The following is an 18,957-nucleotide window of genomic DNA, read 5'->3' as shown; positions in this document are numbered from 1 at the left end:
GCATCGGATCACGAGGCCAGGGGCAGAAAAAGAGCGAGCGACTTGTCGGGAGCCGCGATGGCTCTTCGTCCTTTGGGCGTGAAGCCCGCAAAACAGCCCCCAGGAAGCTGCCGATGACCGCCACCATCACCGCCTTCGATCGTTCGCCCGACCGCGGCAACGGGCTGGCGCGGGACATGCGTCTCCGCTGGGCGCTCGAAGAGGCGGGCCAGCCCTACAACGTCCGTCTTTTGTCGTTCAAGACGATGAAGGAGCCCGCCCATCTCGCAATTCAGCCCTTCGGGCAGATCCCGACTTATGAAGATGGCGATCTCGCCCTGTTCGAGTCGGGGGCGATCGTGTTCCATATCGCCGAGCGCCATCCGGGCCTGCTGCCGGATGATGCCAATGCCCGGGCGCGCGCGATCATGTGGATGTTCGCCGCGCTGAACACGCTGGAGCCGCCGATCTTCGATCGCAGCCTGGTCAGGATCCTCGAGCGCGACAAGCCTTGGTACGAGGAGCGCCTGAGCGCTCTCGACGACGTCATCCGCAAACGGCTCGAAGGCCTCTCCAACCACCTCGGCGAGTCCGACTGGCTCGATGGCGCGTTCAGCGCCGGCGACCTCCTGATGGTGACGGTGCTGCGCCGGTTGCAGGGTTCGGGCCTGCTGGAGGAGCGGCCGAACGTAGCCGCCTATGTCGCCCGGGCCGAAGCGCGGCCGGCCTATAAGCGCGCTTTTGCAGCCCAGCTGGCGGTCTTCACCGCCTCATCGGCAGGCTGACAAAGGCCGCTCCGGAGCGCCAGCAGGGGCTGGCGACGCCCCCTTGCACTCCAGGTCAAACCGACGAGCGCAGGCTGTCGGCCATCAGTTTCGCGCCGAGAGCTCCGACAACGGCCCCGGCTGCGCGATCGATCCAGATCTTCGAGCGCAGATAGGCCGCTTTCGGGCCGCGGGCCGAGAAGCCGACGGCCACGACCGTGTACCAGGCGAACTCGATGAGGAAGAGCATGGGCGGCAGGGCGAAATACATCCAGGACGGCGTCGGCGACGGCAGCAGGGCGGCGAACATGGAGGCGTAGAAGATCGCCGTCTTCGGGTTGGACAGCTGAACGAACAGCGCCCTGAACAGCGATTTCCACAGCGTGTTCGGCCGTTCGCTCGTCGTGTCGGCGATGTCCAGCGGTTCGGGCGCGGCGCGCCAGATGTTGATGCCGAGCCAGACGAGATAGGCGCCGCCGGCCAGCCTGAGCGCCAGGTTGAGCCATTCGACCTGCAACAGCAGCGCCGTCAGCCCGGCGACTGCGATCGTCGCGAAGATGAAGCCGCCAATGCCCATGCCGATCGCCGCCATCACGCCATCGGCGCGGGATCCGGAGATGGCGATGCGCGAGACCACGACGAAGCTCGGACCAGGGCTGATCGCGCCAAGCAGGAAAACGCCGAGAATCGAGATCAGAACAGCTAGTTCCTGCATGGCGATGCCTCGCTATCGTCAGTTTGCCAGCCTGCGCCGGCGGATGGCCCATCTAGCGGTAATGATTGTCAGTCGGCGTCTGGAATGGATTGAACCCCGCCATTTCGATGCAATCTCGGAACGCTGCGGATTTTTGCTCCAGCTCGCAAAGTGCGAGCGGCGCGCGCGCCGCTTACACCGCCGTCAGGTTCTTCATGAAACCGGCGAAGCGCAGCAGCCCGTCGGGCCAGGGACCGTGGCCGGATTCGGTGTTGAGGTGGCCGCTGTCGCCGGCATCGACGAATTCCGAGCCCCAGGCCTCGGCGAGCGCCTTCGCCTCGTCCTGCGTGCAATAGGGATCGGTCGCGCTGGCGATCAGCACCGAGCGGAAGGGCAGGGGCTTCAGCGGGATCGCGGTGAAATCTTCTGCCATGCCGGGGATCGCGCGCTTGGCCCGCTCCGAGGCCGGCGCGACCAGGAAGGCGCCGGTGACCTCGCGCGGCTTCAGCTGCTCGGCTGCATGCGCGACCGCGCTGCAGCCGGCCGAATGGGCGACGATGACGACCGGCTTCGTCGCAGCGCGGACCGCGGCGACGATGCGGTCGGCCCAGCCGTCGCGTGTCGGCTTGTACCAGTCCTCCTGCTCGACGCGGCGGGCCGTCGGCAGCTTGGCTTCCCAGCGGCTCTGCCAATGGTCGGGCCCGGAGCCCGACCAGCCGGGGACGATCAGGATGTCGGTGTCGGAGGTTTTCATAGCCGCTAGATGGCGTTCGGTTCCGTGAAATCCAGCCGCCGCATCACGCCTCGCCGAACACCCGGCGGAAGATCGTGTCGACGTGCTTGAAGTGGTAGCCCTCGTCGAACATCGCCTCGAGCGCGGCTACCGACAGCTTCGCGGTGACGTCCTTGTCGGCCTTGAGGTTCGTCAGGAAGTCCTCGCCATGCTCCCAGGTGCGCATGGCGTTGCGCTGGACCATCGAATAGCTGTCCTCGCGGCTGGCGCCGGCCTGGGTCAGAGCGAGCAGGACGCGCTGCGAATTATGCAGCCCGCCGAGCTTGTCGAGGTTCTTCCTCATGTTCTGCGGATAGATCAGCAGCTTGTCGACGACGCTGGTGAGGCGGGCGAGCGCAAAGTCGAGCGTCACCGTCGCGTCCGGGCCGATCATGCGCTCGACCGAGGAGTGCGAGATGTCGCGCTCGTGCCAGAGTGCGACGTTCTCCAGCGCCGGGGTGACCATGCCGCGCACCAGCCGGGCGAGGCCGGTCAGGTTCTCGGTCAGCACCGGGTTGCGCTTGTGCGGCATCGCCGAGGAGCCCTTCTGGCCCGGCGAGAAATACTCCTCGGCCTCGTAGACCTCGGTGCGCTGGAGATGGCGGATCTCGGTGGCGAGGCGCTCGACGCTGGAGGCGACGACGCCGAGCGTGGCGAAGAACATGGCGTGGCGGTCGCGCGGGATGACCTGGGTCGAGACCGGCTCGGGCGTCAGGCCCATCTTCTCCGCAACGTATTCCTCCACCTGCGGGTCGATATTGGCGAAGGTGCCGACGGCGCCGGAGATGGCACAGGTCGCGATCTCGGCGCGGGCGGCAATGAGCCGAGCGCGGCAGCGGTCGAACTCGGCATAGGCCTGGGCGAGCTTGAGCCCGAATGTCACCGGCTCGGCATGGATGCCGTGCGAGCGGCCGATGGTCGGGGTCAGCTTGTGCTCGAAAGCGCGGCGTTTGATGGCGGCGAGCAGGGCGTCGACATCGGCGATCAGGATATCGGCGGCGCGGGCGAGCTGCACGGCGAGGGTGGTGTCGAGCACGTCCGAGGAGGTCATGCCCTGGTGGACGAAGCGCGCCTCGGGGCCGACGATCTCGGCGAGATGGGTCAGGAAGGCGATGACGTCATGCTTGGTGACGCGCTCGATCTCGTCGATGCGGGCGACGTCGAAGGTGGCGTCCTTCGCCTTGGCCCAGATCGTTGCCGCCGCTTCCTTCGGCACGACGCCGAGCTCGGCGAGCTTGTCGGTGGCGTGCGCCTCGATCTCGAACCAGATGCGGAAGCGCGTCTGCGGCTCCCAGATCGCGACCATCTCGGGGCGGGAATAACGGGGGATCATAGCGGGCTCGCGACGTGACGATGAAGGGCTTGCCGGCTCGCTAGCACGGGAAGGCCCGCGACGGAATGCCGGAGGGCCGCTGCTGACAGCTTCGGACCCATATCCTGCCTAGCGTCCGCGCCGGCTGGGCGGGATGCTCCTCGCTTCCGGAGCGCCGACAGACCCAAGGAGGAAAAGACCGATGTCCTATGTCGATGGTTTCGTTGCGGCTGTGCCTGCCGCCAATCGCGAGGCCTATGCCGAGCATGCCCGCAAGGCCGCGCCGCTGTTCAGGGAATATGGCGCGACGCGCGTCTTCGAATCCTGGGGTGACGACGTTCCCCACGGCAAGCAGACCGATTTCTATCGCGCCGTCGCGGCCAAAGAGGACGAGGTCGTGGTCTTCTCCTGGGTCGAATGGCCGAGCAAGGAGGCGCGCGATGCCGGCTGGCAGAAGATCATGGCCGATCCGCGCATGCAGCCCGACGCCAACCCGATGCCCTTCGATGGGACGCGGCTGATCTATGGCGGCTTCGCCGCGATCGACCTGGGCTGAGTCACACTCTTCGTCATTGCGAGGAGCATAGCGACGAAGCAATCTAGGAGGGCGTAGAGCTCAGCCGCCCCTGGATTGCTTCACTTCGCTCGCAATGACGGTTGCGCGTCAGACCCAGTCGCCGCGCGCCACCTCCGCAGCCTTGCGGATGGCGGCGATGTTGCCGGCATAGGCCGATGGCCCGCCCCTGAACACGGCCGAGCCGGCGACGAGTGTGTCGGCACCGGCCTTGACGCAGAGCGGCGCCGTCTCGGGTGTGACGCCGCCGTCGATCTCGAGCGCGATCGGGCGCTCGCCGATCAAGGCGCGAACCTGGGCGATCTTCTCGACCACCGAATGGATGAAGCTCTGGCCGCCGAAGCCGGGGTTGACCGTCATCAGCAGAATCAGGTCGACATCGCCGATCAGCGGCTCGGCGGCGCTCGCCGACGTGCCGGGATTGAGGACGATGCCGGCCTGCTTGCCCTGCGCCTTGATCGCCTGCAGCGTCCGATGCGGATGCGCGCCGGCCTCGACATGGAAGGAGATCAGGTCGGCGCCCGCCTTGGCGAAGGCCTCGATGTAGGGATCGACCGGCGCGATCATCAAATGGACGTCGAAGAACTTCTTCGTATGCGGCCGGATCGCCTTCAGCACGTCGGGGCCGAAGGTGATGTTGGGCACGAAATGCCCGTCCATCACGTCGCAATGGATCCAGTCGGCGCCGGCCTCGTCGACGGCGCGGACCTCCTCGCCGAGCTTGGCGAAATCGGCGGAGAGGATGGATGGGGCGATGCGGATCGTGCTCATGCGGCGTGGTCTAGCGCCGCCATGCTCGCCTCGCAATCGCGAAAGGCTGCCGTCAGGCCCGTTTCAACGGGAAGGAGAGGCGCCGGTCAGCCTCGGCGATCTCGACGGCGGCCTGGGTGAAGGCGGGCCGCAGCTTCAGCCGCTCGAACCAGCGCGACAGGCCGTCGAACGGGGCCAGCGACGGGCCGCCGAGGCGAAGCGAGAACAGCACGCTCATGAACAGGGCGATATCGGCGACCGAGACGGCATCGCCGAAGAAATCGCGGCCGGCAAGCCGGTCGTCGAGCACGGCATAATGCGTCTCCAGCGCATGTTCGGCGATCAGCGCGTCGGCTTCCTGCGCGAGGCGCCGGGTCTGGTCGGTGCTCGGCGGGCTGGTGCGGTGCATCAGCGGCTTCAGCGCCTGCAGCATGATCTCGTCGGCATAGAGCTCGTCGAGCCGGCAGCGGGCGCGGGCGCCGGGGCAGAGCGGCAAGAGCGGCGGCTCGGGATAAGCGTCTTCGAGATATTCGAGGATCACCGTCGAATCGTAGAGCACGATCCCGTCATCGTTCAGCACCGGGACCTGGCGCTTGGGGTTGATGGCGACGACTTCGGGATGCTTGGGGTCGTAGCCGGTGGTCTGGTTGAACGGCACCATGATGCGCTCGAAGGCGAGACTTTTTTCGCGCAGTGCGATCTCGACCTTGCGCGAGAACAGGCTGAGCGGCCCCGAATAGAGCGTGATCATAACAGGAACTCCGGTTTTGCTTGCCTGAACTCTGGCAAAGCTTGCAGTCAGCTCGCGTCAGCAGGGATTTCTTCGAGACGGCGACGCCGGCACAGGCGCTCAGGCCATCGCCCCTCGCCGTCAGAGGCGCTGGAGCGGCAGCGAAAGCTTGCGGTCCCAATCGGCGATCTCGGTCAGTTGTGTCGCGAAGACGGGACGCGCGGCGACCCGCTCATACCAGGCCGCGAGCGCCGGCAGGGCAGAAAATGACGGCCCGTCCAGCCGGCGGACATAGTGAACCATCAAAAACATCCCGATGTCGGCGGCGGAGAAGGCGCCGCAGAGATAGGGTTTTTGGCCAAGCGCCGCTTCGATCTCGGTGAAGTAGCGCGCCAGCACGGCTTCAGCTGCCCTGGCCGCACCCTCCGCCTGCTCCAGCTCCGCCTGCGGCAGGCGTTCGCCGTTGCGGTGGAAGAGCTGGCGCAGCGCGCCGAACAGCACTTCGTCGGCGAAGAGCTCGTGCTGGCGGCAGCGGGCCCGCTCGATCGGCATCGCGGGGTAGAGCGGCGGCTGCGGATAGGCCTCGTCGAGATATTCGAGGATCAGGGTGGAATCGTAGAGGGTCAGCTCGCCATCGACCAGGACCGGCACCTGCGCCTTCGGGTTGGCGGCGAGCACGTCAGGATGCTTCGGATTATAGCCGACCATCTGGTTGAACGGCACGACGACGCGCTCGAAGGCCAGCCCCTTCTCGGCAAGGGCAATCTCGACCTTGCGGCCGAACAGGCTGAGTGGTCCGGAATAGAGCTTCATCGGCATTGTCTCCCCGCTCCGGGCCGTCAAAGCGGCCGGTTGCGAGCAGCCTGGGAGCGCGTCCGGTCAGCTCGCGTCAGCAGAGGCTTCCTTGCGCCTGATCCGCGCCGCGATGCCGCGCAGTAGCCAGGGCAGGAGGTAGATCGGGAACTGCGCCAGCGCGAAATAAAGGAAGGTGGTCGGTGGCACGCCGGCGCCGAGCGCCGCGACCAGGAGGCCCATGTTCCGCTGGCCGGTGCCGTAGCCGATCATGAAGCGTTCGGAGACCGGGAAGCGGCGCAGGGCCAGCCAGGCGCTGGCGAGGCCGACTGCCGAGACCAGGAAGGCGACGGCCAGGAAGAGGCCGACCTGACCCGGCCGCTCCAGCGCTGCCCTGGTGACGCCGTCCATCGCCGCAATGGCGAAGACGAAATACATCAGCACGCCGAAGCCATCGAGATTGGGCTTGAGCTTGCGGATGCGTTCCGCCCCGAGCCAGCGCCTGATGGCGAAGGCGACGACCATGCCGCCGCCGATGAACATGACGAGCCGCAGGGTCAGCGCCAGCCGGTCCAGCGGCACCGTCGCCCCCGCGAGCCAGTCGACCAGGAAGGGCGCGACGAGCGGGCTCGCGATCGTGGTGACGATCACGCCGGCGATGATCAACGAGGGCTCGAAGCCGTAGAGGATGGCGACGGCGGGCGAGGACATGATCGGCGGTGCCGCGCCCATGATCGCGATGCCGAGCAGCAGGCCGGGGTCGAGTGCCTCGCGGCCGAGCAGGAGGAGCGCGGCGGCGATCAACAAGGCGGGGACGAATAGCAGCCACAGGCAGGTCAGGATCAGCTTTGCTGGCCGGCGCACCAGCCCGGCGATGACGCCGAGATCGGCGCGCATGAACACGACCGTGGTGAAGCAGAAGATCGTCACCGGCAGGAGCGGGCGCGCCGCCGCCGAGAATTGCGGCAGAGCGAGGCCGAGGAAGATCGAGAGCGCGAAGCCCTGCGTGCCGTAGCGGCCGAGCAGAGCGAGGGCGGAGGCGAGGGCGGCGAGCATCGAGACCGGAACAGAAAAACGGGGCGCCACACTGGCCGATCCGGACGGCGGCGTCATCTGGTGCAGGCGCAGGGCGGCCCGCCGTCATTGCGCGGGCTGGCCTCTGGGCCGTGCTGACTTTGCTCGAAACCACAACCGTCATCCTGGGCGAGCGCAGCTCGGCCCGGGATCCATCGTAGAGTTCGGAGCTTTGTGATGGATCCCGGAGCCGCGCGGCTGCGCCGCTTGTCCAGGATGACGAGGTGGTTCCGAGCCAAATCCGCAGGCTCTAGACGCTGCTCAGCAGCAGGCTGGTTTCGCTGTTCGCGACGCCGTCGATCATCCTGACCTCGCGCAGGACGCGGTCGAATTCGGCGAGGCTGCCGGCCCGGATATTGGCGACCAGATCCCAATTGCCGTTGGTGGTGTGCAGCGTATGGACTTCCGGCAGTCCGCGCAGCTTGCGGATGACCTGCGTCGTCGACTTGCCGACGACCTCGACCATCATCACCGCATGCACGGCATTTTCATCGTAATCGTCGCGGACGCGGGCGGTGAAGCCGAGCAGCGTTCCGGTCCCGATCAGCCGTTCCAACCGATTCTGGACAGTACCGCGGGCGACCCCCAGCATTGTCGCGAGCTTGGAGAGCGACGCGCGGCCATCGCCCCGCAGATGCGTGATCAGCGCCCGGTCGAGCGCGTCGGGGATATATTTGGCGATCTCTGCGACCATCGAGGTTCCTGACCGAACGGACAATCGATATGAGCAAACTGTTCAATCAACTGTCTGAAGTGCCACAGTTCTGATATTTCGGCCAGCATGCCGCCGGCTGTAGAGTCAGCTCTCAACAGCACGGGACCTGGCGCCACCGATGACCGCACTTCCTCCCTCCGCCAAGGCGATGGTGCCTTTCGTCAGCGTCGACAACATGATGCGCCTCGTCCACCGGGTCGGCATTGAGACGATGCTGCGCGAGCTCACTGATCGCATCGAGGAGGATTTCCGGCGCTGGGAAAGCTTCGACAAGACGCCGCGCATCGCCAGCCATTCCCGCGACGGCGTGATCGAGCTGATGCCGACCTCGGACGGCACCAGCTACGGCTTCAAATATGTCAACGGCCATCCGAAGAACTTTGCCTCCGGCCTGCAGACGGTCACCGCCTTCGGCCTGCTGGCGGAGGTCGCCAGCGGCTATCCTGTCCTGCTCACCGAGATGACGCTGCTGACCGCGCTACGCACGGCGGCGACCTCCGCCATGGCGGCGCGATACCTGGCGCCGAAGGGCGCCCGCACCATGGCGATGATCGGCAATGGCGCCCAGGCCGAGTTCCAGGCGCTGGCGATGAAGGCGGTCGTCGGCATCGAGGCGGTCAGGCTCTACGACATCGACCCGGCCGCCACCGAGAAGACGCTGCGCAATCTGCAAGGGAGCGGCCTCTCGGTCACCGCCTGCAGCACGGCGCAAGCGGTGGTAGAGGGGGCGCAGATCATCACCACTTGCACCGCCGACAAGCAGTTCGCGACGATCCTGACCGACAACATGGTCGGGCGCGGCATTCACCTGAACGCCATCGGCGGCGACTGCCCGGGTAAAACCGAGCTCCACCGCGACATCCTGCTGCGCGCCGACACCTTTGTCGAATACCCGCCGCAGACCTGGATCGAGGGCGAGATCCAGCAGATGGACAAGGACTACCCGATCACCGAACTCTGGCGCGTCATCACAGGGCAGGTTCCGGGCCGGCGAGAGGCGCAGCAGATCACACTCTTCGACAGCGTCGGCTTTGCGATCGAGGATTTCTCGGCGCTGCGCTATCTGCGCGAGCGCATCGCCGGCACGGATCTCTACGAAAATCTCGACATGATCGCCGACCCCGACGATCCGCGCGATCTGTTCGGCATGCTGCAGCGCGCCCGCTGACCCCTATCGAAAGACGCTCCGATGGCACGACAGCCAGCCTTTTCCGTCCAGGCTCCTTCGGCCGTGGTCATGGTCCGGCCGCATCATTTCACGGTCAACACCGAGACCGCCGCCGACAATCATTTCCAGCGCATGGACGGTGACGAGACCGACCTCGCGCAGCTCGCCTTCCAGGAGATTACCGATGCGGCCGCGCTGCTGGAGCAGCACGGCGTCACAGTGCATCTGTTCGAGGACGAAGGCACGCTGACGCCGGATTCAGTCTTCCCGAACAACTGGTTCTCCACCCATGCCGGTGGTCATGTCGCGATCTATCCGATGAAGGCGGTGAGCCGACGGCGTGAGCGCCGCAGCGACGTCATCGAGATGTTGAAGCGCCGCTACCGGGTGCAGGAGGTGATCGATTATTCCGGTCTCGAACCGGACGGGCTCTTCTTGGAAGGCACCGGCGCGATGGTGCTCGACCATATCGACCGGATCGCCTACGCCGCCAAATCCGAACGCACCGATCCCATCATCCTTGAGCGCTTCTGCACCCAGTTCAATTTCGAGCCGATGGTGTTCTCGGCCAAGGATGGCAACGGCGCCGACATCTACCACACCAATGTGCTGATGTGCGTTGCGACCGATTTCGCCATGATCGGCCTCGACCTGATCACCGATGCGGCGCGGCGTGGCGAGATCGTCGATCGTTTCGAGCGCGCCGGCCGCCAGGTGATCCCGCTCAGCAACGCGCAGATCGAGAAATTCGCCGGCAATGCGATCGAGCTCCAGGGGCGGAACGGGCGCATCCTGGCCTTGTCGACAACGGCCTTCTCTGCCCTGACGCCCGGACAGCTCGATATCATCGGCGAGAGTGCTCGGCCGCTGCCGCTCGCGATCCCGACGATCGAGCGTGCCGGCGGCTCGACCCGCTGCACCATCGCCGGCGTGCACCTGACGCCGCGCCCGTTCGCCCCGCCGCAATGATGCACTCGCGCCTGCGCAGAAAATTGCGCAAGATGAGCCTGGATGCCAAGCGGAATCGCTGCACTGCAATATGCGTGGCAGAAGCTGCGAAACTTTGCCGGGTTATCCGCAATATTCGACGCAATGGCTGACAGCGGCGGCGGTGGCGCTATTCTTGCTGGTGGGAAAGGCTGGCGGAGGCAGGATTGATGCGCACGGATGCGATCGTTGTTGGGGCGGGCATCGTCGGGATTTCGGTGGCGCTGCATCTGCAGAAGGCGGGCCGCTCGGTGCTGCTGGTCGATCGCGGCCAGCCCGGTGGCGAGACCAGCTATGGCAATGCCGGCCTGATCCAGCGCGAGGGCGTCTACCCCTACGGCTTCCCGCATGATTTCGGCGCGCTCATCCGCTACGCGATGAACAACACCATCGACGCGCACTATCATTGGAACGCGATCCCCAAGCTTGCGCCGTTCCTGTGGTCGTACTGGATGCATTCGCGCGCCTCGCATCACGAGGCGATCGCCCATAAATACGCGACCCTGATCGAGCATTGCGTGACCGAGCACGATGCTTTGGCGCAGGAAGCCGGCGCGACCGACCTGCTCCGCCGCAAGGGCTGGATGAAGGTGTTCCGGACGCCCTTCGAGCAGGAGACCCGCCTGGCCGAGGCGGCGCGCTGGCAGCGCGATTTCGGCCTGAACCATCGCGCGCTCGACGCTGCCGACCTACGCGCCGAGGAGCCGCATCTCGACCAGAGCCTGATTGGCGGCCTGCACTGGACGGACCCGGTGACGGTGATCGACCCGCTCGGCCTGTCCAAGGCCTACCTCGCGCTGTTCGAGAAACTGGGCGGGCGCTTTGCCCAGGGCGATGCCGGCACGCTCGCGCAGGACGGCGATCGCTGGAGCGTGACGCTGGCCGATGGCACCAAGGCGCTCGGCATGGATGCGATCGTGGCGCTCGGCCCCTGGGCCGACGTGCTGACGCGCCGGCTCGGCTACCACCTGCCGCTGGCGGTCAAGCGCGGCTACCACATGCATTACAAGCCGCTCGGCAACGCCGTGCTGAACCATCCGGTGCTCGATACCGAGCGCGGCTATTTCCTGGCGCCGATGCGCCAGGGTGTGCGCCTCACCACCGGCGCCGAGTTCGCCAATCGCGGTGCGCCGAAGACGCCGGTGCAGCTCGCCCGCGCCGAGCCGATCGCCAAGACGCTTTTCCCGCTCGGCGAGCGGCTCGACGCCGAGCCCTGGCTCGGCAACCGGCCGTGCACGCCCGACATGATGCCGATCATCGGCCCGGCGCCGAAGCACCGGAATCTGTGGTTCTCCTTCGGCCACGCCCATCACGGGTTGACGCTGGCGGCGGTGACCGGCCGCATGGTCGCCGAGATGGTCAGCGGCCAGAAGGTCTTCGTCGACCCGACGCCGTTCGCGCCGGCACGGTTCGCCTAAAGCTTAGGCGGTGCGCAGGGCTGTGCTTCTGCGCACCAGCCAGACGGCGAAGGCCGAGGCGGTCACGTACATGACCAGGCTGTAGATGCCGGGCACCACGGCCGCGGCCGGATTGCGCAGCACGTTGAGCGCGATGAAGATCGCCAGCGCCGCATTGTGGATGCCGATCTCCATGGCGATGGCGATCGCCTGCCCCTTCGGCAGGCGCAGCGCCAGCGGGGCGAGATAGCCGGCGAGCATGCTGACGAGGTTGAAGGCGAGGCAGGCGCCGCCGACCGCGACCAGGCTCGGCAGCAATGCCTTCCGCTCCATGTAGATCGCGCCGGCGATCAGCACGACGAGGACGAGGATCGAGAAGATCTTGATCGGCTTCTCGGCGCGGATGGCGAAGCGTTCGGCGCGCCCCCGCAGCAGCATGCCGATGGCGACCGGGATCAGGATGATCGCGCCGACCTCGACCACCTTGCGGTGGGGCGGCGGCACGTATTGGCCATTGCCGAGGAAGTAGCCGAGCGAGAGGTCAAGCACGATCGGCAGGGTCAGCAGGCAGAGCAGGCTGTTGACCGCCGTCAATGTGATGTTGAGCGCGACGTCGCCGCGGGCGAGGTGGCTGTAGATGTTCGCGGTCGCCCCACCCGGAGCGGCGGCGAGCAGCATGAGGCCGACGGCGTGATCGGGTGAGAGCTTCAGGCTGATCGCGATCGCGAAGGCGGCGAGCGGCAGCAGCAGGACCTGCAGGAAGAGGCCGAAGCCGACGGCGAGCGGATAGCGCGCGACCCGGCGGAAATCCTCGAGCGTCAGGCTGAGGCCAAGTCCGAGCATGACGATGCCGATGGCGAGCGGCAACAGCAGATCGGTCAGGATCGAGGCCTGCATGCACGTTCCCTCTTGTCGGCATTTTCTATGCCGTTGCGTCAGGCTAGTTGAGGAAGTGCAGCTACGCCACTGATCAGGCGGACTCTTTTTGCGACAGGGTTTCCGTTTCCTCGCTCGGGTCGATCTGACGTTAAAACGAGGCGCAGGCCGGCTTCAGGATCAGCCCGACCGATTGCTGGTTGAAGCGGCGCTTGTAGGCCTCGGTGACAGCGGCGAGCTTCTCGTGATTCCCGGCTTCATCGATGGTCGCGATCTGGACGAGCTTGCTCGGCTCGCGGATCAGCGTGCCGCGTTCGCGGTCGCGATATTGCCCGCTCGCGTCGAGGATGGTGAGGCCGTCGGGGAAGCGCGGCGTCACCTCCTCGTCGACGAAACGACGGAAGGCGGCTTCGCTGACGCCGACACGATCGCCGATCTTGCGGCCGAAGAGCAGCTCGGCCTCCAGCATCGCCTGCTGGCCGGGCGCGCAGGTCTGCGGCGCGAGGCTGGCGCAACCGGCGAGCATGCTCGCGAGCAGAAGCGCAAAGCTGAGTCGGATCATGGCCTTGCTCCTGCCGGCTGAGAGGTCGATTCAGCCGCCTGAGCTATACGCCGCGCGCTGCCGCTTCAGAAGCGCTGCGGGCTGAAATGACCGAGGTCGATCGCAGGCGGTCGGCCGCCGATCAGCGCGGCGACGAGACCGGCCGTCGCCGTCGACTGGGTCATGCCGTAATGGCCGTGACCGAAGGCGTAGACGACATTGGGGTTGCGGCTCGCCTTGCCGATGACGGGCAGGGAATCCGGCAGCGAGGGCCGGAAGCCCATCCAGAGCCGGCCGCTGTCGAAGGGCGGCAGCCCGTCCACCAGCTTCGCCGCCTTGTCGTAGAGCGCCTTGGTGCGGGCATGGTTCGGCGGCGCCTGCAGCCCGCCGAATTCGACCGCGCCGCCGATACGCAGGCCGCTTTCGAGCGGGGTCATGACGAAGCCGTCATCCTTGAAGCCGATCGGGCGGCTGGCCAGGCCGGTCACACCGGGGAAGCTGACATTGTAGCCGCGCTCGGTGTCGAGCGGGATCCTGTCACCCATCGCCGCCGCCAATGGCTTCGACCAGGCGCCGGCCGCGACGACGACGCGGTCGACGACGCGCTGCCAGCCGTCAGGGCCGATCAGGGCAGGGCGCTCGCCCATCGAGATGTTGGCGACCTCGGCTTTCTCGAACGTGGCTCCGCGCGCCAGCGCAGCTTCGAAGAGCGCCATGGTGAGGGCGAGCGGATCGCTGATATGGGCGGCGTCGGGGTGGAAGGCTGCGCCGGCGAAGCGATCCTTCAGCGCCGGCTCGAGCTGGCGCAGTTCCTGCGGCTGCAGCATGTCGACTGCGATGCCGGCGGCGCGCTGGCGCCGGGCGAGCGCTTCAAGGCCGGCGGTGTCGTTCGCATCGCGATAGGTATAGAGCGCCCCGCGGCGATGGATGTGCCCGCCGAGGCCAGCTTTTTCGGCGCGCGCCAGCCAGGCAGGCAGCGCCAGCTGCTGGATGGCGATCATGCCGGCGATCGAGCGCTCATAGGCGGCGGGGCGTGCGGCGAGCAGGAAGCGCGCCAGCCAGGGCAGCAATTGCGGGAGATAGCCGAGGCGGATCGCCAGCGGCCCGAGCGGGTCGAGCAGGAAGCCCGGCACCTTGCGCAGCATGTTCGGGCTGGCGATCGGCAGCACGTCGGTATGCGCGATGATGCCGGCATTGCCGCGCGAAGGCCCGAAGGCCGGCCCTTCCTTATCGAGGATCAGGACCTCGTGGCCCTCGTCAAGCAAGGCATGGGCGGTGGCCGTGCCGACGATGCCGGCGCCGATGATCGCGATCTTCATGTGGTGGGCAGGGCCTCGGGCAGGAGCTTGAGGGCGGCCGGCTGTTTCACCTCGATCTCGACGAAGGCGATCGGATGGGGCGAGCCGTTCATCACATCGTGCTGGATACCGGCCTGGCGCATATAGGCCTGGCCCTGCGCCAGCGGCACGTCGGTCGCCTTGGCACCGTCATGGATGCGCAGGGTGCCGGAGACCAGCATGATCACGAAATAGGGCCAGCCATGGCTGTGCCAGCCGGTGACCGCGCCCGGTTCGAAATCCCAGCGCGTGATCCGGATCGTATCATCGTCCTGCTGGAGCGTGGCGACGGCGGGGATCGTACAGGCGAACGCCATGTCGGCCTCCATGCGCGGAATCTTTTTTACGACTGGCGGGCTGATGCGCCTGCCTTGCGATCCTGCGGGAAGTTCTGATATATCAATGGCATCCCAAGCGTCAAGCATCGCCGGAGCCATCTATGACCGAGGAGGCCCGCGTTTCCGCTGAGGATGCCGTCGGCGTTCGCGCCACGGCGAGCCTGTCCGATCTGGCCTATCGCCGTCTCGAAGAGGCGATCGTGACCTTGTCGCTGCGGCCGGGCGCGGTGCTGACCGAGGCGCAGATGATCGAACTCGTCGGCGTCGGCCGCACGCCGGTTCGCGAAGCGCTGATAAGGCTGGCGCAGCAGGGGCTGGTCGAGATCCTGCCGCGCAAGGGCGTCGTCGTCACCGCCATCGACGCGATCGACGTGATGGCGGCGCTCGATGCGCGCGAGGTGCTGGAGCGCCTGATCGCGGCCGAGGCGGCGAGGCGGGCCGGACCTGGCGAACGCAGCGCCATCCTCGCCAAGGCGCGGGCGATGCGCGAGGCGGCGCAGGCGGACGACGTCAACGCCTATATGCGTTTCGACAAGGAGCTCGACGCTCTGGTGGCGGCTGCGGCGCGCAGCCCCTATGCCAGCCGCGCCGTCGAGCCGTTGCAGGCGCTGATCCGCCGCGCCTGGTACTTCTTCGACCGGCAGGTCGATCTCGTGCCGGCCGCGCATCATCATGTGATCCTCGCCCAGGCTCTGGTAGCCGGCGAGCCGGGCGCGGCCGCCGAGGCGAGCGACGCGCTGATGCACCATCTGCGCGCTGGATTGCTGGCGGCGTTGCGGCGGGACTGAACGGGACGGTGTGCCGCATGATGATATATCTTAACCTTGCGGAAGAAACGCCCATTATGTCGAGAATTGTTGAAACTGGCCTTTTACCCCTGCGCGCTTAGATAAAGGGCAGTGTCCTCGCGCAGAGTTGGGCGATGAACAACATGGTCGATGCCGCCTTACGCGCGTCGCGTCCCCAAGCGCAGGCCTTTCGCGAGGCGATGGCGCAGGTGGCGAGCGCGGCTCATATCGTGACGACGGTCGGACCTGCGGGCCGCGCCGGCCTCACCGCAACAGCGGTCGCTTCCGTCTCGGATGCGCCGCCGACTGTGCTGGTCTGCATCGAGGGCGCCAGCCGGACATTGGCGGCGATCGAGGAGAGCGGCATCTTCTGCATCAATACGCTGGCGGCGGCCGACCACGAGCTCGCCTTCGTCTTCTCCGGCCGACGCGGCCTGACGGGAGAGGACCGGTTCGGCGTTGGCGAGTGGGGAGAGCTCTCGACCGGCGCGCCGGCGCTGGCGAGCGCGCTCGCCAGCTTCGACTGCCGCGTCGCCGCAGTCCACCGGGTCGCGACGCATCGCGTTGTGATCGGTCAGGTGGTCGCGCTCGGCGGCGGCGGCTCAGGGCCGGGGCTGGTCTACCGCCACCGTCGCTTCGGCGGCGTCTGACCTCAGCCGAATTCTCGCGTCAACCCTTGCCGGCTTCGGCGTCGATCTCGGCGAACACCGACGCAGCCTCCTTGAAGGCATGGTTGGAGGCGGGCACGCCGGCATAGACCGCCGTCTGGATCAGCACTTCCTTGATGTCGTCGCGGGAGAGCCCGTTGTTGAGGGCGCCGCGGACATGGATGCGGAACTCGCCCCAGGCGCCCAGTGCGGTGGCGATCGAGAGCACGATGATCGAGCGCTCGCGCAGGGGCAGGCCGGGCCGGTTCCAGATGTCGTTCCAGGCGGTGCGGGTGATGAATTCCTGCCAGTCGCGGGTGAAGTCGGTGATCCCGGCACTGGCCTTGTCGACATAGGCCGCGCCCAGCACCGACCGCCGGGTCTTCATGCCCGCATCGTAGCGGCTCTTATCGTCCATCGCGTTGGTCCTTAGCCCTTGAGGAAGTCGAGCACGGCCCTGGTGAAGGCGGCCGGTTGCTCGAGATTGGAGAGATGGGCGGCGTCGAGCTCGATGCGCTGCGCGCCCGGTATCGTATCGGCGATGAAGTGGCCGGCCTCGGGCGGCGTCGCCGGATCGACCTTGCCGATGACGACGAGGACGCGATTGCGGATCGCGTTGATCGTTCCGCGCTGGTCCATGTCGCGGATCGCGGCGCAGCAATTGGCGTAGCCGAGCGGCGGCGTGGTCGCGAGCATCTCGCTGACCTTGGCGATCGTGTCCGTGTCGCGTTCGCGGAAGGCCGGGCTGAACCAGCGCTCCAGCGTCGGCTGCACCATCACCGCCATGCCGTTCTGGCGGACATTGCGGATGCGGGTCTCCCAGTTCTCCGGCGGTCCCATATAGGCGCCGGTATTGGCGAGAACGACCTTGCCGAAGCGCTCGCCATGATGGGTGGCGAGCCACTGGCCGACCATGCCGCCCTTCGAGAGGCCGCACCAATGCGCCGTCCCGATGCCGAGTGCGTCGAGGATGGCGAGCGCGTCGTCGGCCAGCATGGCGATCGAATAGGGCTTGTCCGGCGCGGCCGAGCGGCCATGGCCGCGGCTGTCATAGCGGACGACGCGGAAATGCTTCGCCCATTGCGCGACCTGCGGATCCCACATCGAGAGGTTGGTGCCGAGCGAGTTCGAGAGCAGCAGCGCCGGGGCGCCGGCATCGCCGTCGATCCGGACATGGAACGGCTCACCGCGGATCGTCATCATCGTCATAGCATCTTCCTCCCGGCGGCGAGCTCGCCACCTTCAGTGATCGAAATGCGTTGGCCTGAAGACCGTGGCGGCTCGGCGGGATTCTCAGGCATTGCCGCCCATGTATTCCCGCTCCTCCTCGTAGAGGACGAGGATGCGGTCGATGATCGCGTCGGTGGCGCCGCGATAGGTGGTGGGGTCGAACAGGTCGTCGAGCACTTCCGGCGAAAGCTTGCCGGCGAGCTTCGGATGATCGGCGAGGACATCCCTGAGATGGCGGCCGCTGGCGAGGCAGTCGCGGCTGGCTTCCTCGAGCAGGTGATGCGCCTCGCCGCGGCCGATCGTCTGCGCCAGCGCGAGCGAGACGCGCTCGGCCATCACCAGCCCGTTGGTGAGGTCGAGATTGTACTGCATCTGCTCCGGGAAGACCTGAAGCCCCTCGATCAGGGCGACCGCCTGGTTCAGGGCCGAGCCGGCGATCAGGAAGAGCTCGCGCAGCGTCGGCCATTCGGCATGCCAGCCACCGATGGCGCGCTCATGCTCCTGCGGCATCGCCGCGAGCATGGTCGCGACCAGCCCCGGCGTGCGCCTTGCCGCAGTGAGGATCAGCGTGCACAGCACCGGATTGCGCTTGTGCGGCATGGCCGAGGAGCCGCCCTTGCCGGGCGCCTCCGGCTCGGCGAGCTCGCCGATCTCGGTCTGCGCCATCAGGGCGATGTCCCCGGCCATCTTGCCGAGATGGCCGAGAAGCAGGCCGAGCTCGGCCGCGATCCGGGCCGGGCGGCGGCGCTCGCTGTGCCAGGGCACGCGGGCGGCGCCGATCGAGGGCATGATGCGGGCGAAGGCCTCCGACACCGCATCGGCCTTGTCGCCGAGCGAGGCGAGGCTGCCGGCGGCGCCGCCGAGCTGATGGGCGGACTGGCCCCAGATCATGAAGTCGTCGTGGAAGGAGACGATCGGGCTGAGCCAGTTGGCGGCTTTCAGCCCGAAGGAGATCGGCACCGCATGCTGCAGGAAGGTGCGGCCGATCATCGGCGTGCGGCGGTGCTCTCTTGCGAGTTCGGCGAGCGCATGGGCGAGGCGGGCCGAGCGCTCCAGCAGCAGCTCCCAGGCCGCGTGATACTGCTGGGCATGACCTGAATCGATCACGTCCTGGCTGGTCGCGCCGTAATGCACCCATTTCGCCGCTTCGGCATCGACTGCGGCGACGCGTGCGGTCAGCGCCTTGACCAGCGGGATCGCCGGATTGCCGGCGAGCGTCGCGGCCTTGCCGATCGCGGCGATGTCGTAGAGCTCGGCCTTGCACTGCGTGGCGATGATATCGGCTGCCGCGGCGGGGATGACGCCGACATCCGCCTCGGCCCGGGCGAGGGCGGTCTCGAAGTCGAGCATGCCCTGCAGCGCGGCGCGCTCGTCGAGCAGCGCCGCCATCTCGTGATCGGCGAAGAGTTCGCCGTAGAGTCCGCCATCAGCCATGCCCGGACGTGCCATTCTGCGGAGCGGTCGCTGCAACCCACATCCCAGCTTCGTCCTC

General features: G+C 67.0%; 22 protein-coding genes. 7 read left to right on the top strand and 15 right to left on the bottom strand.

The window, feature by feature from the left end; translation table 11 throughout:
- The first annotated feature begins 113 nt into the window (after positions 1 to 113).
- On the top strand, positions 114 to 764 hold the full coding sequence (locus ACWIGM_RS01270) for a glutathione S-transferase family protein (RefSeq protein ID WP_454024112.1): 651 nt from the start codon (positions 114 to 116) through the stop codon (positions 762 to 764).
- Positions 765 to 819: 55 nt separating this feature from the next.
- On the opposite strand, the gene ACWIGM_RS01265 is transcribed toward ACWIGM_RS01270, so the two are convergent.
- The 3 genes from ACWIGM_RS01265 to purB all read right to left on the bottom strand — a co-directional run bounded on the left by ACWIGM_RS01265 (position 820) and on the right by purB (position 3,542).
- Entirely contained in the window at positions 820 to 1,458 is a 639-nt protein-coding gene (locus tag ACWIGM_RS01265; RefSeq protein ID WP_454024111.1) for a LysE family translocator, read from the bottom strand.
- A gap of 172 nt (positions 1,459 to 1,630) precedes the next feature.
- Positions 1,631 to 2,191: an RBBP9/YdeN family alpha/beta hydrolase gene (locus tag ACWIGM_RS01260; RefSeq protein WP_454024110.1), complete on the bottom strand. Its 561-nt coding sequence runs from the start codon at positions 2,189 to 2,191 to the stop codon at positions 1,631 to 1,633.
- Between the two features lie 43 nt (positions 2,192 to 2,234).
- A complete protein-coding gene (gene purB / locus ACWIGM_RS01255) occupies positions 2,235 to 3,542 on the bottom strand; it encodes an adenylosuccinate lyase (RefSeq protein ID WP_454024109.1) in 1,308 nt (435 codons plus the stop codon).
- A gap of 181 nt (positions 3,543 to 3,723) precedes the next feature.
- Between purB and ACWIGM_RS01250 the strand changes: the two genes are divergently transcribed.
- On the top strand, positions 3,724 to 4,077 hold the full coding sequence (locus tag ACWIGM_RS01250) for a DUF1428 domain-containing protein (RefSeq protein ID WP_454024108.1): 354 nt from the start codon (positions 3,724 to 3,726) through the stop codon (positions 4,075 to 4,077).
- A gap of 108 nt (positions 4,078 to 4,185) precedes the next feature.
- On the opposite strand, the gene rpe is transcribed toward ACWIGM_RS01250, so the two are convergent.
- The 5 genes from rpe to ACWIGM_RS01225 all read right to left on the bottom strand — a co-directional run bounded on the left by rpe (position 4,186) and on the right by ACWIGM_RS01225 (position 8,135).
- Positions 4,186 to 4,866, bottom strand: coding sequence for a ribulose-phosphate 3-epimerase (gene rpe, locus ACWIGM_RS01245; RefSeq protein WP_454024107.1), 681 nt, complete (start codon positions 4,864 to 4,866; stop codon positions 4,186 to 4,188).
- A 52-nt stretch (positions 4,867 to 4,918) separates the two neighbouring features.
- Complete coding sequence (locus tag ACWIGM_RS01240; RefSeq protein ID WP_454024106.1) at positions 4,919 to 5,596, bottom strand: glutathione S-transferase family protein; 678 nt, start codon at positions 5,594 to 5,596, stop codon at positions 4,919 to 4,921.
- Between the two features lie 120 nt (positions 5,597 to 5,716).
- A complete protein-coding gene (locus ACWIGM_RS01235) occupies positions 5,717 to 6,388 on the bottom strand; it encodes a glutathione S-transferase family protein (protein ID WP_454024105.1) in 672 nt (223 codons plus the stop codon).
- 66 nt (positions 6,389 to 6,454) lie between these two features.
- Positions 6,455 to 7,453, bottom strand: a complete 999-nt coding sequence (locus ACWIGM_RS01230) for a hypothetical protein (RefSeq protein ID WP_454024104.1) — start codon at positions 7,451 to 7,453, stop codon at positions 6,455 to 6,457.
- Between the two features lie 238 nt (positions 7,454 to 7,691).
- Positions 7,692 to 8,135: an Lrp/AsnC family transcriptional regulator gene (locus ACWIGM_RS01225; protein ID WP_454024103.1), complete on the bottom strand. Its 444-nt coding sequence runs from the start codon at positions 8,133 to 8,135 to the stop codon at positions 7,692 to 7,694.
- Positions 8,136 to 8,274: 139 nt separating this feature from the next.
- Between ACWIGM_RS01225 and ACWIGM_RS01220 the strand changes: the two genes are divergently transcribed.
- The 3 genes from ACWIGM_RS01220 to ACWIGM_RS01210 all read left to right on the top strand — a co-directional run bounded on the left by ACWIGM_RS01220 (position 8,275) and on the right by ACWIGM_RS01210 (position 11,729).
- Positions 8,275 to 9,324 (top strand): ornithine cyclodeaminase, encoded by a 1,050-nt coding sequence (locus tag ACWIGM_RS01220; RefSeq protein ID WP_454024102.1) that lies wholly within the window; start codon positions 8,275 to 8,277, stop codon positions 9,322 to 9,324.
- Positions 9,325 to 9,345: 21 nt separating this feature from the next.
- Positions 9,346 to 10,293 (top strand): citrulline utilization hydrolase CtlX, encoded by a 948-nt coding sequence (gene ctlX, locus ACWIGM_RS01215; RefSeq protein ID WP_454024101.1) that lies wholly within the window; start codon positions 9,346 to 9,348, stop codon positions 10,291 to 10,293.
- Positions 10,294 to 10,481: 188 nt separating this feature from the next.
- The gene (locus tag ACWIGM_RS01210; RefSeq protein WP_454024100.1) at positions 10,482 to 11,729 is read left to right on the top strand and encodes an NAD(P)/FAD-dependent oxidoreductase; all 1,248 of its coding nucleotides are present in this window, start codon (positions 10,482 to 10,484) and stop codon (positions 11,727 to 11,729) included.
- Between the two features lie 3 nt (positions 11,730 to 11,732).
- Here ACWIGM_RS01210 and ACWIGM_RS01205 read toward each other — a convergent pair whose 3' ends face one another.
- From ACWIGM_RS01205 to ACWIGM_RS01190, 4 genes are all read right to left on the bottom strand, one after another.
- Positions 11,733 to 12,605, bottom strand: a complete 873-nt coding sequence (locus tag ACWIGM_RS01205; protein ID WP_454024099.1) for a bile acid:sodium symporter family protein — start codon at positions 12,603 to 12,605, stop codon at positions 11,733 to 11,735.
- 130 nt (positions 12,606 to 12,735) lie between these two features.
- The gene (locus ACWIGM_RS01200; protein ID WP_454024098.1) at positions 12,736 to 13,146 is read right to left on the bottom strand and encodes a DUF3574 domain-containing protein; all 411 of its coding nucleotides are present in this window, start codon (positions 13,144 to 13,146) and stop codon (positions 12,736 to 12,738) included.
- Between the two features lie 65 nt (positions 13,147 to 13,211).
- Positions 13,212 to 14,444 carry an FAD-binding oxidoreductase gene (locus ACWIGM_RS01195; RefSeq protein WP_454024097.1) on the bottom strand — a complete coding sequence of 411 codons (1,233 nt, stop codon included), beginning with the start codon at positions 14,442 to 14,444 and terminating at the stop codon, positions 13,212 to 13,214.
- Positions 14,441 to 14,779 carry a cupin domain-containing protein gene (locus ACWIGM_RS01190; RefSeq protein ID WP_454024096.1) on the bottom strand — a complete coding sequence of 113 codons (339 nt, stop codon included), beginning with the start codon at positions 14,777 to 14,779 and terminating at the stop codon, positions 14,441 to 14,443. The genes ACWIGM_RS01195 and ACWIGM_RS01190 overlap by 4 nt, the downstream gene beginning before the upstream one ends.
- A 122-nt stretch (positions 14,780 to 14,901) precedes the next feature.
- On the opposite strand from ACWIGM_RS01190, the gene ACWIGM_RS01185 reads away from it, so the two are divergent.
- Together ACWIGM_RS01185 and ACWIGM_RS01180 are read left to right on the top strand one after the other, a co-directional pair.
- A complete protein-coding gene (locus ACWIGM_RS01185) occupies positions 14,902 to 15,588 on the top strand; it encodes a GntR family transcriptional regulator (protein WP_454024095.1) in 687 nt (228 codons plus the stop codon).
- 134 nt (positions 15,589 to 15,722) lie between these two features.
- Complete coding sequence (locus ACWIGM_RS01180; RefSeq protein ID WP_454024094.1) at positions 15,723 to 16,238, top strand: flavin reductase family protein; 516 nt, start codon at positions 15,723 to 15,725, stop codon at positions 16,236 to 16,238.
- A gap of 19 nt (positions 16,239 to 16,257) precedes the next feature.
- On the opposite strand, the gene pcaC is transcribed toward ACWIGM_RS01180, so the two are convergent.
- The 3 genes from pcaC to pcaB form a co-directional block, all read right to left on the bottom strand.
- Entirely contained in the window at positions 16,258 to 16,653 is a 396-nt protein-coding gene (pcaC, locus tag ACWIGM_RS01175; RefSeq protein WP_454024093.1) for a 4-carboxymuconolactone decarboxylase, read from the bottom strand.
- A gap of 11 nt (positions 16,654 to 16,664) precedes the next feature.
- Entirely contained in the window at positions 16,665 to 17,444 is a 780-nt protein-coding gene (pcaD, locus tag ACWIGM_RS01170) for a 3-oxoadipate enol-lactonase (protein ID WP_454024092.1), read from the bottom strand.
- An 84-nt stretch (positions 17,445 to 17,528) separates the two neighbouring features.
- The gene (gene pcaB / locus ACWIGM_RS01165; RefSeq protein ID WP_454024091.1) at positions 17,529 to 18,899 is read right to left on the bottom strand and encodes a 3-carboxy-cis,cis-muconate cycloisomerase; all 1,371 of its coding nucleotides are present in this window, start codon (positions 18,897 to 18,899) and stop codon (positions 17,529 to 17,531) included.
- Positions 18,900 to 18,957: the final 58 nt, after the last annotated feature.

It is taken from the genome of Allobosea sp. NPDC055332 (assembly GCF_053645455.1).
Note: the sequence above shows the minus strand (reverse complement) of the source record. Positions and strands in the feature narration are given on the sequence as shown.

Bases quoted from the DNA above. Each gene is read 5' to 3' on its own strand.
- pcaD (WP_454024092.1), bottom strand. From the start codon at position 17,444: ATGACGATGATGACGATCCGCGGTGAGCCGTTCCATGTCCGGATCGAC.
- rpe (WP_454024107.1), bottom strand. From the start codon at position 4,866: ATGAGCACGATCCGCATCGCCCCATCCATCCTCTCCGCCGATTTCGCC.
- ACWIGM_RS01185 (WP_454024095.1), top strand. From the start codon at position 14,902: ATGACCGAGGAGGCCCGCGTTTCCGCTGAGGATGCCGTCGGCGTTCGC.
- pcaB (WP_454024091.1), bottom strand. From the start codon at position 18,899: ATGGCTGATGGCGGACTCTACGGCGAACTCTTCGCCGATCACGAGATG.
- ACWIGM_RS01205 (WP_454024099.1), bottom strand. From the start codon at position 12,605: ATGCAGGCCTCGATCCTGACCGATCTGCTGTTGCCGCTCGCCATCGGC.
- ACWIGM_RS01225 (WP_454024103.1), bottom strand. From the start codon at position 8,135: ATGGTCGCAGAGATCGCCAAATATATCCCCGACGCGCTCGACCGGGCG.
- ACWIGM_RS01180 (WP_454024094.1), top strand. From the start codon at position 15,723: ATGAACAACATGGTCGATGCCGCCTTACGCGCGTCGCGTCCCCAAGCG.
- ACWIGM_RS01195 (WP_454024097.1), bottom strand. From the start codon at position 14,444: ATGAAGATCGCGATCATCGGCGCCGGCATCGTCGGCACGGCCACCGCC.
- ACWIGM_RS01200 (WP_454024098.1), bottom strand. From the start codon at position 13,146: ATGATCCGACTCAGCTTTGCGCTTCTGCTCGCGAGCATGCTCGCCGGT.
- purB (WP_454024109.1), bottom strand. From the start codon at position 3,542: ATGATCCCCCGTTATTCCCGCCCCGAGATGGTCGCGATCTGGGAGCCG.
- ACWIGM_RS01260 (WP_454024110.1), bottom strand. From the start codon at position 2,191: ATGAAAACCTCCGACACCGACATCCTGATCGTCCCCGGCTGGTCGGGC.
- pcaC (WP_454024093.1), bottom strand. From the start codon at position 16,653: ATGGACGATAAGAGCCGCTACGATGCGGGCATGAAGACCCGGCGGTCG.
- ACWIGM_RS01220 (WP_454024102.1), top strand. From the start codon at position 8,275: ATGACCGCACTTCCTCCCTCCGCCAAGGCGATGGTGCCTTTCGTCAGC.
- ACWIGM_RS01240 (WP_454024106.1), bottom strand. From the start codon at position 5,596: ATGATCACGCTCTATTCGGGGCCGCTCAGCCTGTTCTCGCGCAAGGTC.
- ACWIGM_RS01270 (WP_454024112.1), top strand. From the start codon at position 114: ATGACCGCCACCATCACCGCCTTCGATCGTTCGCCCGACCGCGGCAAC.
- ctlX (WP_454024101.1), top strand. From the start codon at position 9,346: ATGGCACGACAGCCAGCCTTTTCCGTCCAGGCTCCTTCGGCCGTGGTC.
- ACWIGM_RS01210 (WP_454024100.1), top strand. From the start codon at position 10,482: ATGCGCACGGATGCGATCGTTGTTGGGGCGGGCATCGTCGGGATTTCG.
- ACWIGM_RS01265 (WP_454024111.1), bottom strand. From the start codon at position 1,458: ATGCAGGAACTAGCTGTTCTGATCTCGATTCTCGGCGTTTTCCTGCTT.
- ACWIGM_RS01235 (WP_454024105.1), bottom strand. From the start codon at position 6,388: ATGAAGCTCTATTCCGGACCACTCAGCCTGTTCGGCCGCAAGGTCGAG.
- ACWIGM_RS01190 (WP_454024096.1), bottom strand. From the start codon at position 14,779: ATGGCGTTCGCCTGTACGATCCCCGCCGTCGCCACGCTCCAGCAGGAC.
- ACWIGM_RS01250 (WP_454024108.1), top strand. From the start codon at position 3,724: ATGTCCTATGTCGATGGTTTCGTTGCGGCTGTGCCTGCCGCCAATCGC.